Annotated in this window: 19 protein-coding genes; 9 read left to right on the top strand and 10 right to left on the bottom strand. The window is 74.0% G+C overall.

Annotated elements, in window-relative coordinates; translation table 11 throughout:
* A partial coding sequence (locus tag ACLFMI_RS22335; protein WP_410949889.1) for a glycosyltransferase family 2 protein occupies positions 1-359 on the bottom strand: 359 nt, incomplete at its 3' end.
* A 225-nt stretch (positions 360-584) separates the two neighbouring features.
* On the opposite strand from ACLFMI_RS22335, the gene ACLFMI_RS22330 reads away from it, so the two are divergent.
* Positions 585-941 carry a tetratricopeptide repeat protein gene (locus tag ACLFMI_RS22330; protein WP_410949888.1) on the top strand — a complete coding sequence of 119 codons (357 nt, stop codon included), beginning with the start codon at positions 585-587 and terminating at the stop codon, positions 939-941.
* A 60-nt stretch (positions 942-1001) separates the two neighbouring features.
* Here the strand turns inward: ACLFMI_RS22330 and ACLFMI_RS22325 are convergent, their stop codons facing one another.
* On the bottom strand, positions 1002-1751 hold the full coding sequence (locus ACLFMI_RS22325; RefSeq protein WP_410949887.1) for a glycoside hydrolase family 16 protein: 750 nt from the start codon (positions 1749-1751) through the stop codon (positions 1002-1004).
* On the opposite strand from ACLFMI_RS22325, the gene ACLFMI_RS22320 reads away from it, so the two are divergent.
* Together ACLFMI_RS22320 and ACLFMI_RS22315 are read left to right on the top strand one after the other, a co-directional pair.
* Positions 1662-2639 (top strand): pentapeptide repeat-containing protein, encoded by a 978-nt coding sequence (locus tag ACLFMI_RS22320; RefSeq protein WP_410949886.1) that lies wholly within the window; start codon positions 1662-1664, stop codon positions 2637-2639. The two genes, ACLFMI_RS22325 and ACLFMI_RS22320, sit on opposite strands and share 90 nt — an antisense overlap.
* A 60-nt stretch (positions 2640-2699) precedes the next feature.
* Positions 2700-3911, top strand: coding sequence for a class I SAM-dependent methyltransferase (locus ACLFMI_RS22315; RefSeq protein WP_410949885.1), 1212 nt, complete (start codon positions 2700-2702; stop codon positions 3909-3911).
* Positions 3912-3931: 20 nt separating this feature from the next.
* Here ACLFMI_RS22315 and ACLFMI_RS22310 read toward each other — a convergent pair whose 3' ends face one another.
* Complete coding sequence (locus ACLFMI_RS22310) at positions 3932-4372, bottom strand: VOC family protein (protein ID WP_410949884.1); 441 nt, start codon at positions 4370-4372, stop codon at positions 3932-3934.
* Between the two features lie 285 nt (positions 4373-4657).
* Between ACLFMI_RS22310 and ACLFMI_RS22305 the strand changes: the two genes are divergently transcribed.
* Positions 4658-5680, top strand: coding sequence for an NAD(P)-dependent alcohol dehydrogenase (locus tag ACLFMI_RS22305; RefSeq protein ID WP_410949883.1), 1023 nt, complete (start codon positions 4658-4660; stop codon positions 5678-5680).
* A 5-nt stretch (positions 5681-5685) separates the two neighbouring features.
* Positions 5686-6252, top strand: coding sequence for a nucleoside/nucleotide kinase family protein (locus ACLFMI_RS22300; RefSeq protein ID WP_410949882.1), 567 nt, complete (start codon positions 5686-5688; stop codon positions 6250-6252).
* Positions 6253-6340: 88 nt separating this feature from the next.
* Here the strand turns inward: ACLFMI_RS22300 and ACLFMI_RS22295 are convergent, their stop codons facing one another.
* The 3 genes from ACLFMI_RS22295 to ACLFMI_RS22285 are packed head-to-tail and all read right to left on the bottom strand — an operon-like array spanning position 6341 to position 8324.
* Positions 6341-7084 carry a hypothetical protein gene (locus ACLFMI_RS22295; RefSeq protein WP_410949881.1) on the bottom strand — a complete coding sequence of 248 codons (744 nt, stop codon included), beginning with the start codon at positions 7082-7084 and terminating at the stop codon, positions 6341-6343.
* On the bottom strand, positions 7081-7968 hold the full coding sequence (locus ACLFMI_RS22290) for an ABC transporter ATP-binding protein (protein WP_410949880.1): 888 nt from the start codon (positions 7966-7968) through the stop codon (positions 7081-7083). The genes ACLFMI_RS22295 and ACLFMI_RS22290 overlap by 4 nt, the downstream gene beginning before the upstream one ends.
* Entirely contained in the window at positions 7965-8324 is a 360-nt protein-coding gene (locus tag ACLFMI_RS22285) for a GntR family transcriptional regulator (RefSeq protein ID WP_410949879.1), read from the bottom strand. The genes ACLFMI_RS22290 and ACLFMI_RS22285 overlap by 4 nt, the downstream gene beginning before the upstream one ends.
* Positions 8325-8457: 133 nt before the next feature.
* Between ACLFMI_RS22285 and ACLFMI_RS22280 the strand changes: the two genes are divergently transcribed.
* From ACLFMI_RS22280 to ACLFMI_RS22270, 3 genes are all read left to right on the top strand, one after another.
* On the top strand, positions 8458-8805 hold the full coding sequence (locus ACLFMI_RS22280) for an ArsR/SmtB family transcription factor (RefSeq protein WP_410949878.1): 348 nt from the start codon (positions 8458-8460) through the stop codon (positions 8803-8805).
* A 76-nt stretch (positions 8806-8881) separates the two neighbouring features.
* Positions 8882-9391: an SRPBCC family protein gene (locus ACLFMI_RS22275; protein WP_410949877.1), complete on the top strand. Its 510-nt coding sequence runs from the start codon at positions 8882-8884 to the stop codon at positions 9389-9391.
* A gap of 87 nt (positions 9392-9478) precedes the next feature.
* Positions 9479-10174, top strand: coding sequence for a TetR/AcrR family transcriptional regulator (locus ACLFMI_RS22270; RefSeq protein WP_410949876.1), 696 nt, complete (start codon positions 9479-9481; stop codon positions 10172-10174).
* A gap of 102 nt (positions 10175-10276) precedes the next feature.
* Here the strand turns inward: ACLFMI_RS22270 and ACLFMI_RS22265 are convergent, their stop codons facing one another.
* The 3 genes from ACLFMI_RS22265 to ACLFMI_RS22255 form a co-directional block, all read right to left on the bottom strand.
* On the bottom strand, positions 10277-10990 hold the full coding sequence (locus ACLFMI_RS22265; RefSeq protein ID WP_410949875.1) for a hypothetical protein: 714 nt from the start codon (positions 10988-10990) through the stop codon (positions 10277-10279).
* The gene (locus ACLFMI_RS22260) at positions 10987-11874 is read right to left on the bottom strand and encodes an ATP-binding cassette domain-containing protein (protein ID WP_410949874.1); all 888 of its coding nucleotides are present in this window, start codon (positions 11872-11874) and stop codon (positions 10987-10989) included. The genes ACLFMI_RS22265 and ACLFMI_RS22260 overlap by 4 nt, the downstream gene beginning before the upstream one ends.
* A gap of 130 nt (positions 11875-12004) precedes the next feature.
* Positions 12005-12643, bottom strand: a complete 639-nt coding sequence (locus ACLFMI_RS22255) for a DedA family protein (protein WP_410949873.1) — start codon at positions 12641-12643, stop codon at positions 12005-12007.
* An 87-nt stretch (positions 12644-12730) separates the two neighbouring features.
* Here ACLFMI_RS22255 and ACLFMI_RS22250 point away from each other — a divergent pair, with 87 nt between their 5' ends.
* The gene (locus ACLFMI_RS22250; RefSeq protein WP_410949872.1) at positions 12731-13090 is read left to right on the top strand and encodes a DUF1330 domain-containing protein; all 360 of its coding nucleotides are present in this window, start codon (positions 12731-12733) and stop codon (positions 13088-13090) included.
* A 62-nt stretch (positions 13091-13152) separates the two neighbouring features.
* Here the strand turns inward: ACLFMI_RS22250 and ACLFMI_RS22245 are convergent, their stop codons facing one another.
* Positions 13153-15327, bottom strand: coding sequence for a 3-hydroxyacyl-CoA dehydrogenase NAD-binding domain-containing protein (locus tag ACLFMI_RS22245; RefSeq protein WP_410949871.1), 2175 nt, complete (start codon positions 15325-15327; stop codon positions 13153-13155).
* Positions 15328-15349: the final 22 nt, after the last annotated feature.

Genomic DNA, 15349 nt, shown 5'->3' with positions numbered 1-15349 from the left:
GGGTCGTTGTCGACGACGATGACCGAGAGGGCGGGGTGGTCGGAGGCCAGCACGGCGCGCAGGCAGCGGGTCAGCGAGTCGGCGCGGTTGCGGGTCGCGATCACCACGGTGATCGGGTCGGCCGCCACCGGCGCGGGGGCGACGTCGTCGACCGGGCCGAGGGTGGCCGCCGCGGCCTCGATGTCGGCGGCGTTCGCCCGGCCGCCCCGGAGCGGGACGGTGACCTGCCCCTGCGGGGTACCGCCGACGGTGAGCAGCAGGCGGGCCGCTCCGAACCGGGGGTCCACTGCCAGGTCGGCGGATGCGGCCAGCCGGTCCCACTCGCCCACCCAGGTCGCCAGGTCCGGTCGCGTCGTCATGGTTCCCATGGTGCTCACGACTCCTGTGACGGCGCTGAGACGTCGCCGTGCAAGGGAGTGTCGCGTCTCGGCGACCTGCGGCGACGCGACCCTGGTCGGGCGCGTCACAACCTCCGGCGGCCGCGGCCCCGGGGAACAACCGCCGTCCGGATCCGGTTGTGCCGAATGTAGATGACATATCAACCGGATCCGGCGTGACCGGACCCGGGAGGGGAGGCCGGACCGATGACCACGACCACCCTGAGCTGGCTGACGGGCGGGCCGGCGACGCCGGCCGACCGGTGGGAGCGGGCGAGCTACCTCTTCGACACCGGCGACCACATCGCGGCCGCCCGGGAGCTGGAGTCCCTGGCCGGCGAGCAGCCGGACGCCGGTGCGGTCCGGCTGCTGCTGGCCCGCGCGTACTACCACTCGGCACAGCTGGAGCGCGCCGAGCGGACCCTGCGCGACCTGCTGGCACACACCCCGGCCGACGGCTACGCGCACCTGCTGCTCGGTCGCACGCTGCAGCGCCGCTCCCGGCGAGACGAGGCCGCGCCGCACCTGCGCCTGGCCGCTGCGATGGGCGTCGCCGCGGACTGACCCGTCCGGCCCCCGTTGCGGGGTCGCGCTCCGGCGCGGTCCCGCAACGGGATCTCCGTGTCATTCCTCGGCGGGGTCCGGGACGGGTTCCTCGGTGGGCTCCGCCGCGGGTTCTCCGGCGGGGTCCGGGGCGGGGTCGCTCCCGTCCAGCGGGTAGATCCGGACCCAGTCCACCTCGTACCGGGCGGGTTGCATGTCGCCGCCGAAGAAGTTGTCCAGCTGGATCGTCAGGTGCCCGCTGGGCATGGCCTGGATGTCGCGGCGGTTGCCCTGCGCACCGCCGGAGAAGCGGAACCACTCCCGCCCGTCGATGAAGCCCGTGATCTCCTCGGGCGTCCACTCGACCGCGACGTTGTGCCACTCGGTCAGCGGGGCGCCGCAGTCGGACTCCCGGACGAACTCCTGCTGCACCGGGCCCCGGCCGTGCGGGTAGTGGATGAACGCCTCCGCGCAGTCCTCGCCGGGTGCGCCGTTCTCCAGGAAGTCGTACTCGCCATCCTGTGGCCAGCGGTCCGACTCCGGCCAGATGATCAGCAGCGGGTGGTACTGCCGGCCGTTGTCCGGGCCGGTCGGCGTCGAGCGGACCCGGGCCTCCCAGCGGCCGTACTGCTGGTTGAACGTCGAGGCGACCCAACCCGAGTCGCCGTTCGCGAGGCCGGTCTGCACCAGCTTCCCGTCCTCGATCGTCGTCCGGCTCGCACAGCGGCCACCGTTGCCGTCGTGGCCGGGCCAGCACTCGCCCGGGGTGTTCCAGCGGGCCGGGTCGGGCGGGCCGGTGTAGTCGAACTCGTCCGACGCAGGCAGAGGCATCCCCCAGCCGTACCGCTCGGCCGCTGTGCCGGCGTCGGGGTCGCCGCCGCCCGGTTCCGCGGAACGCGGTTCAGTGCCGCTCGGTTCCGCGGAACGCGGGTCAGCGGCGCCCGGTTCCGCGGAACGCGGGTCAGCGGCGCCCGGACCGGTGACGTCCGGGGCGACCGGGCCCGGCTCGACGGCACCCGGCCCGGTGCCGCTCGGTTCCGCGGAACGCGGCTCGGCGGGTTCCGGACCGGTGGGGCTCGGCTCGGCGGGGTCCGGCTCGGTCAATCCCGGAGCCGCCGGACCCGGAGCGGCAGCACCCGCGGCCGGATCGGCAGCACCCGCGGCCGGGTCGGGTTCCGCCCCGACCGGATCTGGCGCGGGCGGATCGGGCGCCGGCGGATCAGGGGCCGGGTCGTCGGCAGCCTGGTCATCCGTTCGGTCACCGACAGGCGGCTCGGGCGGGGTGGGCGGGGTGGGCGGGGTGGGCGCCGGGGCTCCCCCGGGCGCCGGGTCGCCGGCCGCGGTTGCGAGGCCGTCCCCCGCCGGCGCGGTGGACACCGGACCCGCGGGTGTCGTCGTCCCCTCGGCCGGCGCGGTGGCGCTGCCGGAGAAGGCGAGCACGCCCGCCGTGATCACTGCCGTTCCACCGATCACCGTGCGTCGTGCCAGTCCGCGTCTCATGGCGCTGGTCCGTCCCCGTCCGTGTCCGGTCTGTCCGATATCGCGGACGCTATGCGCGCTCCGCACGCACCGACCACGCACGCCACCCGACGGTGCGGCGAACCCACCCGGCCGGGCGTCCCCGGGTCGCGCGATCCGGTCACCGGGTGCCGCCCCGCCGTCCCCGCCCTGCCCGTCGTCCGGGGCTGCCGGGCCTGCCGGGACGGTGGGGAGGCGTGAGGTGGCCCCCCGGCCGGACCCCGCGCCGGGTCGCCGCGGCGACCCGGCAGGCTGGGCGGCGTGGCGGACGGCAGTGACCCGAGCGGCGCGGACGAGGACCTGGCGCGACTGGAACGGCTGGCCGGACCCGAGGGCGCCGCCCTGCTCGGCCGGCTGGCCGGCACGGACCTGAGTGGCGACGCGGCGCTCCGGCTCGGGTCCGCGCTGCGCCGCGAGTACCCGGCCGACCTGGTCGCGGACGCGATGACCCAGGCCGGGCTGCGGGACCGGGCGTCGACCAAGTTCGCCCGCGCCGGCGACATGTGGTTCACCCGCGACGGGCTGGAGCAGGCGTCGTCCGAGGTGATCGCACGGCACCGCGCCAGCCGCTACGCCGGCCGCGGGCGGCTGACCGACCTGTGCTGCGGGATCGGCGGGGACCTGGTGTCGCTGGCCGCCGGGCACGACGTCGTCGGCGTCGACCGGGACCCGGTGCACCTGTGGATGGCCGGGCGCAACGCCGCCGCACACGGCCACCGGGCCGGGACCGTGCAGGCCGACGTCCGGGATGCCGACCTGACCGGTGTCGACGGCGTGTTCGTGGATCCGGCGCGGCGCTCGTCCGGGGGGCGGATGCGGACCGGCGAGTCCGAGCCGCCGCTGGAGTGGTGTCTGGCGCTGGCCGGGCGGGTGGACGCCGTCGGGATCAAGGCCGCACCCGGGATCGACCACGCGCTCGTGCCCGCCGGCTGGGAGCTGGAGTTCCTGGCCCTGGGCCGGGAGCTGAAGGAGGCCGCCGCCTGGTCCCCGGGACTGGCCGGCGCCAGGACCCGGGCCAGCGTCCTTGACCCGGACGGCACGGCGCACAGCCTGGCCGGGGAACCGGATCCGGCGGACGGCGACACCGGCGTCCCGGTGAACGGCCCCGGGGGGTGGCTGCTGGACCCGAACCCGGCCGTGACCCGCGCCGGCCTGGTGTCCGAGCTGGCCGCGCGGACCGGCGGCACCCGGATCGACCCCCGGATCGCGTTCCTGACCTGCGACGACCGTCCGGCACCGACGCCGTTCGCCCGGACCATGCAGGTCATCGACTCACGGCCGTGGAACCAGAAGCGGTTGCCGTCGCTGCTGCGCTCGCTCGACGTCGGCGCAGTCGACGTGCGCCGCCGCGGGCTGGCCGGGGACGTCGACGCGCTGGCCCGCAAGCTGCGCGGTGCCGGATCGCGCCGCGCGACGGTCGTCATGACCCGGGCAGAGGACCGCCCGTGGTGCCTGGTCTGCGTCGATGCCTGAGCCCGCCGGGCGGGACCTGCTCAGACCCGGCCGGGGAAGTGGATGAACTCCAGCGTGATCCCGTCCGGATCGCGGAACTCCAGCGTCGCGTAACCGGTCGGGTCCGTCCGGTCGACGACGCCGTCGTGCGGCACCGCGAGCGTGTCCAGCCACGCCGCCCACCGGTCCAGGGTGTCCCGACGGTCGACGCCGAACGCCAGGTGGTCCAGCGCCCCCCGCAGGATCCCGGGGTCGCCCCCGGCCGGCGCGTGCAGCTCGATCATGACGCCGGTCGCGGAGTCGAGCAGCAGCGCGGCCTTCTCCGGGTCGCCGCCGCCCGAGTCGTGGTGCGGGAACGTCATCGGCAGCCGCTGCAACCCGAGAACCCGCTGGTACCAGGTGGCGCTGCACTCCACGTCGGTCACGGCGGCCGACACATGGTGGAAGCCGGTGACCGCCGGTCGTTCGATGCCCGAGCCCATCGGCGCCCTTCTCCTCGTCCGGCCGCGAACCACGACCGCGCTCAGTCAATCGGTCGGCCGGGCCCGGTGTCCACCGAGCACGCCCGGCCGACAGCATGATCGCCGGTGCGGATCGCGGCCGTGACGGCCCCTCGGCGCCCGGCGAGCGGGTTCGCGCGAACGGTGATCGACGATCCGGTGGCCGACCCGGTCACCGGTGGCCGGACCGACCGCCGGATCGTCGATCACCGGGCTCCGGCACCGCCTGCGTTGCCGCCCCCGTGACCGCGTGCCACCGTCGACACCGTGACCGCGAGCGCCGAGATCCCCGAATCGATGCGATGCAGCGTGCTGCGGACCGCCGGTGAGCTGGAGGTGCAGCAACGCGCGGTCCCCCGGCCGGGCCCGCGCGAGGTCCTGGTCCGGGTGCACGCGGTCGGCACCTGCGGCTCGGACGTGCACTACTTCCGGCACGGCCGGATCGGGTCGTTCGTGGTCCGAGCACCGCTGGTGCTCGGGCACGAGCCGGCCGGGCGGATCGTGGCGGTCGGGCCGAGCGTGGACCCGGCCCGGATCGACGAGCGGGTGTCCCTGGAGCCCGGGGTGCCGTGCCGACGCTGCCGGCACTGCCACACCGGCGCCTACAACCTCTGCCCGGACGTCGTGTTCTTCGCGACACCGCCGGCGGACGGCGCGTTCGCCGAGTACGTGACGATCGCCGACGACTTCGCGCATCCGGTCCCCGAGCACGTCTCGGACGACGCGGCGGCGCTGCTCGAGCCGCTCTCGGTGGCGTTGTGGGCGCACCGCAAGGCCGGCACCGGCGCCGGTTCCCGGGTGCTCGTCGCGGGGGCCGGGCCGATCGGGCTGCTGGTCGCGCAGGTCGCCGCGGTGCAGGGTGCGTCCGAGATCCTGGTGTCCGACCCGGATCCGGGACGCCGGGAGGCGGCCCGCGCGAACGGCGCGACGGCGGTGCTCGACCCGACGGCCGACGACCCGTCGAGCACCGACGTGGACGCCTTCCTGGACTGCTCCGGCGCATCGCCGGCGGTGCTCGCCGGCCTGGCCGCGGTCCGCCCCGGTGGGCGCGCGGTGCTGGTCGGGATGGGCGCCGACGAGATGACCCTGCCGGTCGCCGCGCTGCAGTCCCGGGAGATCACGCTGACCGGCACCTTCCGCTACGCCGGTACCTGGCCGACGGCGGTGCGGCTGGCAGCGTCCGGCGCGGTCGACCTGGACCGGCTGGTGACCGGGCACGTCGACCTCGACCACGTCGCCGACGCGCTGGAACCCGACCTGGCGCAGGTCAAGGTGGTGGTCCGGCCCTGAACCCGGTGACGCTGCCGGTCCGTCCCGGCTGGGAGCGGCGGGCCGCCCGGACGGTCCTGGCCGCGCCCGCCGGACCGGCCGGGAACCGGCTGGTCACCGTCGACGGGTTCTCCGGGGCCGGGAAGTCCTCCCGGGCGACGGAGCTGGCGCACCGGCTGGACGCACCGCTGCTGGAGATCGAGGACCTCTGCCCCGGCTGGGACGGCCTGGCCCGGGTGCCGCAGCTCGCCCGGGACGGGATCGGCGACCCGCTGACCGACGGGCGGACGTTGTGCTGGACGTCCTGGGACTGGGAGCACGACCGGCCCGGCCCGCGGCGCACGCGCCCGCCGGCGGCCGTCGTCGTGCTGGAGGGGTGCGGTGCCGGCGCCGCCGCGCTGGCCCCGGTGACGTCGCTGGCGATCTGGGTGGACGCCCCGCCCGATGTCCGGGAGGTGCGGTTGCGGGCGCGCCCGGACTGGCCGCTCCACGCGCCGTACCGGGACGCCTGGCGCCGGGCCGAGCAGGCGCTGGCCGCCCGGGACGGCAGCCGGGACCGGGCCGGCGTGCTGCTCGCCGATCCCGGCCGCTGACCGGGCGGACACGACCGCGGTCCGGCACCACCCCCCAGTGGATGCCGGACCGCGGCCGGGTGCCCGGGCTCCCCTCCCGGGTCGTGGGTCAGGCGTGGGCGCGCCGCACCACGAGGAAGCCACCGGCCGCCGCGACGACCGCGAGGCCCAGTGGGTAGATGCCCAGCAGCAGCGGGATCGGGGTGTCGACGAAGAACCGGCCGAAGGCCGGCCACGCGCTCTGCCAGGTCAGCGCGAACACGATCGCGCCGATCACCAGCAACGCCGCGACCACCGCCGTCCACACACCGAACTGGCCCCAGCGCCGGAAGATCGCACCGATCGCGACGAACACGAACCCGATCGCCACCAGCGGGCTCCAGTAGGTCAGCACCTGCAGCAGCGGGTTCTGCTCCGGCATGAACGACATGGAGAAGAAGCCCGTCCCGATCCCCCAGCCGCCGGTCGCCCGCTCGATCCCCAGCAGCGCGGTCAGCACGACCGCGTGGAACAGCGTCTCGACCGCCACCAGCACCGACACCCCGGCGTAGAAGTGCCGGCGGGTGATGCCCAGGCTCAGCGCGAACGGCATCACCTGGGTCATCACGATCAGGTAGGTGGAGCCGATGATGAAGAACAGCGCGGACAACGCGCCGGTGGCGCCGTCACCGGCGTCGTCGACGTTGGCCCGGATCGCCCACCAGATCACCAGGTTCACCGCGAAGATCGCGGTGAGGATCAGCCAGGATCCGCCGATCCGGCCGACGGCGTCGACCCCGTTCATCCGGATGACGGCGAGCACCCGGTTCCCCGTCGTGGTGGACCGGTTCCGGTCCAGGGTGGCGGCGGTCATGACAGGACCTCCCGGTCGGCCAGGACTCCGGACTGCTGCTGGGTGGTGCGGACGACGAGCTGCTGCAGCGAGACCGGCTCGAACTGCAGGTTCGGCTCGGTCGGCTCCGGGGCGGCGCCGGACAGGGTGACCCGCAGGAATCCGCCCAGCTGCTCGCGGTGCAGCTCGGTGTGCCCGGCGGCGAACCGCTCGACGGCCTCGACCGGGCCGGTGACGGTGACCGCCCGGCCGCGCAGGGCTTCGGCGTCCTCGTCGATCAGCACCCGCCCGTGGTCGATCAGCACCACGTGCTCGATCAGGTCGGAGACCTCGTCGATCAGGTGCGTGGACAGCACCACGGTCCGCGGGTGCACGGCGTAGTCCGCGAGCAGCCGGTCGTAGAACAGCTGCCGGGCGACGGCGTCGAGACCCAGGTACGGCTCGTCGAAGAAGGTCAGCGGCGCCCGCGAGGCCAGACCGATGATCACTCCGACCGCGGACTGCTGGCCGCGGGAGAGCTTCTTGCAGGACCGGTTCGACGGCAGCCCGAACTCGCCGACCAGCTGATCGGCGAACGCCTGGTCCCAGTTCGGGAAGACGCTCGCGGCGGCCCGCAGCGCGTGCTCGACCTTGTAGGAGTCCGGGTACTTCAGCGACTCGCGGATGAAACAGGTGCGAGCGAGCACTCGCGCGTTCTCGTACGGTCGCTCACCGAAGATCTCGGCGCTGCCCGAGGTGGCGAAGTTCTGCGCGGTGAGGATCTGCATCGCGGTCGTCTTGCCCGCTCCGTTGCGGCCGAGCAGGCCGTGGATCCGGCCCTCCTCCAGCTCGAAGCTGACCTCGTCCAGCGCGGCGAGATCGCCGTACCGCTTGGTCACCCCGTGCATCGCGACGACGGTGCTCATCGCTCCTCCCCCCAGACGTCGATCATCTTCTTGAGCTGCTCCGGGTCGATCCCGATCTTGCGGGCCTCGGTGACCAGCGGAGCGATGTACTGCCGGGCGAAGTCGTCGCGCCGGCTCTCCAGCAACCGGGTCCGCGCCCCCTCGGCCACGAACATCCCGATCCCCCGTCTCTTGTAGAGGACACCCTCGCTGGCCAGCTGGTTCAGGCCCTTGGCCGCGGTCGCCGGGTTGATCCGGTGGAACCCGGCGAGCTCGTTGCTGGACGGCACCTGGGTCTCCTCCGGGTAGGTCCCGTCCACCACCGCCGAGGCGATGGCCTCGGCGATCTGCGCGAACAGCGGGCGGTCGTCGTCCATCACGGCGACCTGCCGGTCCCGTAGCGCTGTGGTTCATTACTCATGTAACGAACCATAGAAGCAACGAACCTCGACGTCCAGTCCGGGTATTATTCTGTCTTGACTTATATAAGTTAGTGCGTAAATTATGGCCGTGCACGCGTTCGACGTCCTGGGCGATCCCGTCCGGCGCCGGATCCTCGAGCTGCTGGCCGGCGGCGAACACCCCGCCGGCGAGATCGCCGAGGCCCTCCGAGCCGAGTTCGGGATCTCCCAACCTGCCGTCTCCCAGCAACTGAAGGTGTTGCGGGAGAACGGCTTCGCCACCGTCCGCGCGGAGGGGACCCGGCGCATCTACGCCGTCGATCCGTCCGGTGTGGATGGCGCCGAGCAGTGGCTGACCCGGTTGCGCGGCTTCTGGTCGCAGCGACTGGACGCACTCGGTACCGAACTCGCCCGTGGGCGCCGCACCCGCGCCCCGTCCCGGAAGGATCCACAGTGAACGATCTGCTCGACACCCTGGACGCGGTACGCCGCCGGGTGCACTCCGGTACCGACGGGGACGTCGGGGCGGAATCGTGACCGGCCCGGCGGGCGCGGTCGTGCGCCGCCCGGACGGACGCTCCGAGCTGGCGTTCCGCCGGGAGTTCCCGGACCGGGTCGACGACGTGTGGGCCGCGGTCACCGACCCGGACCGGTGCGCCCGCTGGTTCGGTCGCTGGACCGGCGACGCGCGTCCCGGTGGCACCGTCATGCTCACGATGACCAGCGCCGAGGACGGCGGCGGGCCACCGGAGGCCGTGCGGATCGTCGACTGCGTGCCGCCGCACCGGCTGGCCGTGACGATCGGTGTCCCCGACGCCGGCCCGCCGTGGGAGATCACGGCGGAGCTCGCCGCCGACCGGGACGCGCCCGGGGGCGGCACGGTGCTCGAGTTCCGGCAGGTGCTCGCCGACGGGTTCTCCCCGGCCGACGCCGGGCCGGGCTGGCACTGGTACCTGGACCGGCTCGCCGCCGTGCTGTCCGGCGGGCCCATGCCGGGCTGGGAGGCGACGCTCGCGGCGACCGGCCCGCTGTACCCGCGCTGAGCCCGGTGCCGACCCGACCGAACAAGAAGCAGCGATCTCCAATCGTTCCGCTGATTCCGTTCCGGTCCGGTGACCTACCCTGCTCGGATGAACGCCTCCCGCACCGCCCGCGAGCGCGCCCGCGCCGAGCTCGTCGCCGAGATCACCGCGTCGGCCCGGCGGCAGCTGGCCGAGACCGGGGCCGCGGCGCTGTCCATGCGCGCGGTGTCCCGCGACCTCGGGATGGTGTCGTCGGCGCTGCACCGCTACTTCCCGACCCGCGACGACCTGCTCACCGCGCTGATCGTGCAGAGTTACGGCGCACTCGGCGACGCCGTCGCGGCCGCGGACGCCGCCGCGGACCCGGCCGACCACCCGGGCCGCTGGCGCGCGGTGACCGGGGCCGTGCGGGACTGGGCCCTGGCCCACCCGCACGAGTACGCGCTGATCTACGGCTCTCCGGTACCCGGCTACCGGGCCCCCGCCGACACCATCCCGGCGGCCGGGCGGGTGGTGCTGCCGATGCTCGGCATCCTGGTCGACGCGCACGCCGCGGGCCGGCTGGCGACACCCGCCGGCCCCGTCGCGTCGGCCGGCGACACCGGACGGCTGCGCGCGGTCCTGGAGGCCCCCGACGACCTGCCGGACGCGACGCTGGCCGCCGGGGTGACGGCCTGGACCGGCGTGTTCGGGCACGTCTCGTTCGAGCTGTTCGGTCAGTTTGAGAACACCGTCGAGAACCGGGACGTCCTGTTCCAGGCGACGACCACCCGGCTCGGCCTCCTCGCCGGCCTGCCCTGCTGAGCCCCGCCACCGGCGCGCCGATCCGGAAGGACGCGCGAGCGCGCGTCCTGCGGTGTCGCGCGTCCTCGTGGCGGAGGCGCGTCCGTGGGAGCGTCGGGCGGGTCAGTCGCGACGGAGGCGCGCGACGAGCGCGGCCCACCGGGCCCGCCAGGCCTCGAGGCCGCCCTGCTCGGCGCGCACCACGAACGCGACTGCGGCGACCGCGAGCAGCAGCGCCAGCAGCAGGTCCCCGAACGGTCCGACGCCGAACCGCCCGGTCCCCAGCGACGACGCCGCCGTCCCGACCGGGGGCAGCCAGGCCCGCGTCCCGGTCACGACCAGGAAGACCAGCGCGCACATCAGCGCCACGCCCTGCCGGCGGAACACCGGCCGGGCGAACACCGACCCGACGGCCGCGCCGGTGATCCCGCACGCCAGGTGGGCGAGCAGCCCGTCGAGCAACCCGCCGGTGGTCGCCGTGCCCCAGGCCGCGATCACCCCCCACACGGTGGCGAGCATCCCGAGCGCGGCGGTCCCCGCCGTCGCGGCGATCAGTACGCCGGCCGCGACCGGCAGCGGGCCGCCGGCGGCCGAGAGCGTGACGGTGCGGGCGACGTCGTCCTCGGTCTCGGCCACCGCGTGCGCCAGCCAGGCACCGACCGGGTAGAGCAGCAGCGCGCTGGCCGCCCACGGACCGGGCAGCGGTCCCGGCGCGCCGCCGAACAGGATCGCGAGCGCCCCCACGTAGAGCACGGCGGGCGCGATGAAGCGCTCGGAGCGCGCGACGTCCTCGCCGAGCAGCAGGGCCACGGCGAGCGCCGACCGGGCCCGGGTCACCACGCCGATCCCGCCTCACTCCGTGGTCCGCGCCGTTCGTCGGCCGGCCGCAGCGGGCGCACCGAGCGGACCGCGCAGCCGACGGCGAGCGCCGCGGCCAGCCAGGCGTCGCTCTCCGGTGCGGGTACCCGGACGACCAGCCGGCCCGGTCCGGCCGTCTCGACGTGCGCCGGGGGAAGCCTCTCCAGCAGCGGGCCGGGGTCGCCCGCACAGGCCAGGTCCAGCCGGAGCACGGCACCCGGTGGGGGCGCCGCGGGCAGTGGCACCGAGTCCGGGTCGGCCCCGGACGCGATCCGGCCCCCGCGCAACCGGTGCAGCCGGGCCCCGGGCAGCGACGCTGCGGTGCCGGAGTGGTCGGTGAGCAGGGTGAGCCCGTGCCGCGCAGCGAGCCGGGCGGTCAGCGCGTCGGCCGCGTCGTCGTCCAGGCCCGACCAGGGCTCGTCGAGCACGAGCAGGCCGGGGTCGCAGGCCAGCGCCTGCACCAGCCCGAGCTTCTGCGCGTTCCCCTTGGAGAGCTCGGACATCGGCTCGCCCTCGGCGCCGTCGTAGCCGAGCTCCTCGAGCAACTCGTCACCGGTGTCGGCGACGTCGTCCGGGTCGAGGCCGCGGACCCGCGCGAGGTGGTCGAGCCAGCGCCGCGGCGGCAGCCGCAGCAGGGCGGGGAAGCGGTCCGGCAGGTACCCGACGACCGCGGGCCGTTTGACGACCCGGCCGGCACTCGGCGTCTCGGCCCCGGCGGCGATCCGCAGCAGGGTGGACTTCCCGGCGCCGTTCGCGCCGCGCAGCACGGTCGGTGCGGCCGGGTCGACGTCCAGGTCGACGCCCCGCACCGCGGCCGTCCCGGACGGGTAGGTGTGGTGGATCCCGACGAGACGCACGTGCACCCCCCACCGGCTCGGATCGTCTAGCACCTGCCGACCAGGTTCGCACAGCGACACCGGCGGACGACCGGCCGGGCGCGGGTGCGGATCGGGTCTCACCGAGCCGGTACGCAGGGCACCCGGTCCGGTCCGTTCAGCGCGTCCCGGTGGTGTCCGGGCGCGACGCGGCGATCCGGCGACGCTGGCGTATCCGCCGCCACACCAGCCAGCCGACGGCGACGACGCCGAGCACCAGCACGACCTTGCTGATCGGGGACATGTAGCCCTCGATGAGCTCCCAGCGCTCGCCGAGCGCGTAGCCGAGGGACACGAAGATCGCGTTCCAGACACCGCTGCCGAGCGTGGACAGCAGGGCGAACCGGGTCAGCGGCATCCCGGCGATGCCGGCCGGGATCGAGATCAGGCTCCGGACGATCGGCACGCACCGGCCGCCGAGCACGAACCAGTTGCCGTACCGGTCGAACAGCTCGTACCCCTTCTCCAGGTCCTTCTGGCTGGACAGGACGAACCAGCGGCGCCCGGCGAGTGCGTGCACCCGGTCGTAACCGAGCCACGACCCGAGCGCGTAGAGCATCAGCGCCCCGGCCACCGCACCGGCCGTGGCCGCCACCCACACCGCGACCGGATCCATCATCCCGGTCTGCGCACGGAAGCCACCCAGCGGGAGGATCACCTCCGACGGGATCGGCGGGACCACGTTCTCCAGGAAGATCAGTAAACCGATCCCGGCGGCCCCGAGCCGATCCACGATGTCGAACACCCACTGCGTCACGCACTCCATAGTGCATGCCCGGCCCCGACGACCGGCGCGAGCTGCTCGCACCGGATCCGGCGACATGATCGAACGTAGACTCGCCGGATGGCTGTGAACCCCACCGGTGCGGACATGAAGGCCTTCCTCGCCGAGGACCCCGACCAACCGATCGTGATGCTCAACCTGCTGCGGTTCGCCGAGGACGGCGAGGCCCGCTACGACGAGTACGCGGCCCACTTCCGGGAGACCGCCGCCGAGTACGGGGCGGAGGTCCTCTACTTCGGGCGCGGGCTGGCGCCGGTGGTCGCCGAGCCGGGACAGGAGTGGGACGCCGTGCTGCTGGTCTCCTACCCGAGCCGCCGCGCGTTCTCCGACATGGTCCGCGACCCCGCCTACCAGGACGGCACGCACCTGCGGACCCAGGCGCTGGTCGAGGCGACGCTGCAGCCGACCGTGCCCCGCTGACACACGCACGAGGCCCCGCCGGCCAGGTGCCGGCGGGGCCTCGGTGTCGCGGAGGGGGGGTGTCAGGCAGCCGCGGTGGCCGTCTCCCCCTTCGCGGCGCGATCCCGCAGGCTCTGCGGGACCGCGAACCGCTCGCCGTAGCGCTCGGCGAGCTGGTCGGCGCGGGCCACGAAACCCGCCGTGCCGCCGGGGTAGCCCTCGATGTACTGCAGCACGCCACCGGTCCAGGCCGGGAAGCCGATACCGAAGATCGAGCCGATGTTGGCGTCGGCGACGGTCTCCAGCACACCCTCGTCGACGCACTTGACGGTCTCGATCGACTCGATGAACAGCATCCGCTCGGACAACTCGTGCAGGTCGACGTCGTGGTTGGTCGCCCCGAACTCCGACCGCAGGCCCGGCCACAAGCCGGCACGCTTGCCGTTCTCGTAGACGTAGAACCCGGCGCCCGAGCTCTTGCCCTTGCGGTCGTACTCGTCGAGCATCCGGTCGATCACCGCGTCCGACGGGTGCGGGGTCCACGTCCCGCCGGCGGCCTCGGCGCCCTTGCGGGTCTCCTCGCGGATCTTGCGCGGCAGCGTCAGGGTCAGCTCGTCCATCAGCTGCAGCACCGGGGCCGGGTAGCCGGCCTGCGACGACGCCTGCTCGATCGTCTGCGGGTCGATGCCCTCGGCGATCATCGCGACGCCCTCGTTGATGAAGGTGCCGATCACCCGGCTGGTGAAGAACCCGCGCGAGTCGTTGACGACGATCGGGGTCTTCTTGATCCCCAGGGTCAGGTCGAACGCCTTGGCCAGCGCCGCGTCGTTCGTCCGCTCCCCCTTGATGATCTCGACCAGCGGCATCTTGTCGACCGGCGAGAAGAAGTGCAGGCCGATGAAGTCGTCCGGCCGGTCCACGCCCTTGGCGAGTTCGGTGATCGGCAGCGTCGAGGTGTTCGAGCAGAGCAGCGCGTCGGTGTTGATGTACTTCGCCGCCTCCCGGAACACCTCCTGCTTGAGCTCGACGGACTCGAACACGGCCTCGATGACGGCGTCGCAGCCGGCGAGGTCGGCGTAGTCGTCGGTCGGGGTGATCCGGCCCAGCAGCGCGTCACCCTTCTCCTGGGTGACCTTGCCGCGCTGGACGCCCTTCTCGACCAGGCCCTGCGAGTAGGCCTTGCCCTTGTCGGCGGCCTCGCGCGAGACGTCCTTGACCACGACCTCCCAGCCGGACTGGGCGCAGACGTAGGCGATGCCCGCGCCCATCATCCCGGCGCCGAGGACGGCGACCTTGGTCGGCGCCCACTGGGCCGGGCCGTCCGGGCGGGACTTGCCGCCGTTGATCGCGTTCAGGTCGAAGAAGAACGCCTTGGTCATGTTCTTCGAGACCTGGCCGGTGACGAGCTCGGCGAAGTAGCGGCTCTCGATCCGCAGCGCGGTGTCGAAGTCGACCTGGGTGCCCTCGACGGCCGCGGCCAGGATGTTGCGCGGCGCCGGCATCGGCGCACCCTTGAGCTGCTTGCGCAGGTTCGCCGGGAACGCCGGCAGCATCGAGGCCAGCGACGGGCTCGCCGGGGTGCCGCCGGGGATCTTGTACTTCGGCCGGTCCCAGGGCTGCGCCGCCTCCGGGTTCGCCTTGATCCACTCCTTGGCCTTGGACAGCACCTCCTCCGGGGAGGTGGCCAGCTCGTCGATGATCCCGGTCTCGAGCGCCTTGGCGGGCTTGTGCCGCTGGCCCTGCGCGAGGACGTTCATGAAGCCGTTCGCGATGCCCAGCAGCCGGGTGATGCGGGTGACGCCGCCGCCCCCGGGCAGCAGGCCCAGGGTGACCTCCGGCAGGCCGTAGACGACGCCCTTGGCGTCGAGCCCGACCCGGTGGTGACAGGCCAGGCCGATCTCCAGCCCGCCGCCGAGCGCGGTGCCCGCCATCGCGGCCACCACCGGCTTGCCGAGGGTCTCCAGCTTGCGCAGCTGTGCCTTGACCTCGGTGACGTTCTCGAACACCTGCGGCGCGTCGTCCGGCCCGGCGGCCGAGAGCTGCTGCAGGTCGCCGCCGGCGAAGAAGGTCTTCTTCGCCGACGTGACGATCACGCCGGTGATGTCGTCGCGCGCCGCGACGAGCTCGTCGACGACCTCGCCCATGGCCGCCTTGTAGCGGTCGTTCATGGTGTTGGCACTGCGTCCCGGGTCGTCGAGGGTGACGATCGCGATCCCGTCCGCGTCCTTCTCCCAGCGGACGGCCTTCTGCTCACTCACTGTGTGTTCCTTCCGAAGTCCG

The organism is Pseudonocardia nantongensis, assembly GCF_046546495.1.
Lineage (GTDB): Bacteria > Actinomycetota > Actinomycetes > Mycobacteriales > Pseudonocardiaceae > Pseudonocardia > Pseudonocardia nantongensis.
Note: the sequence above shows the minus strand (reverse complement) of the source record. Positions and strands in the feature narration are given on the sequence as shown.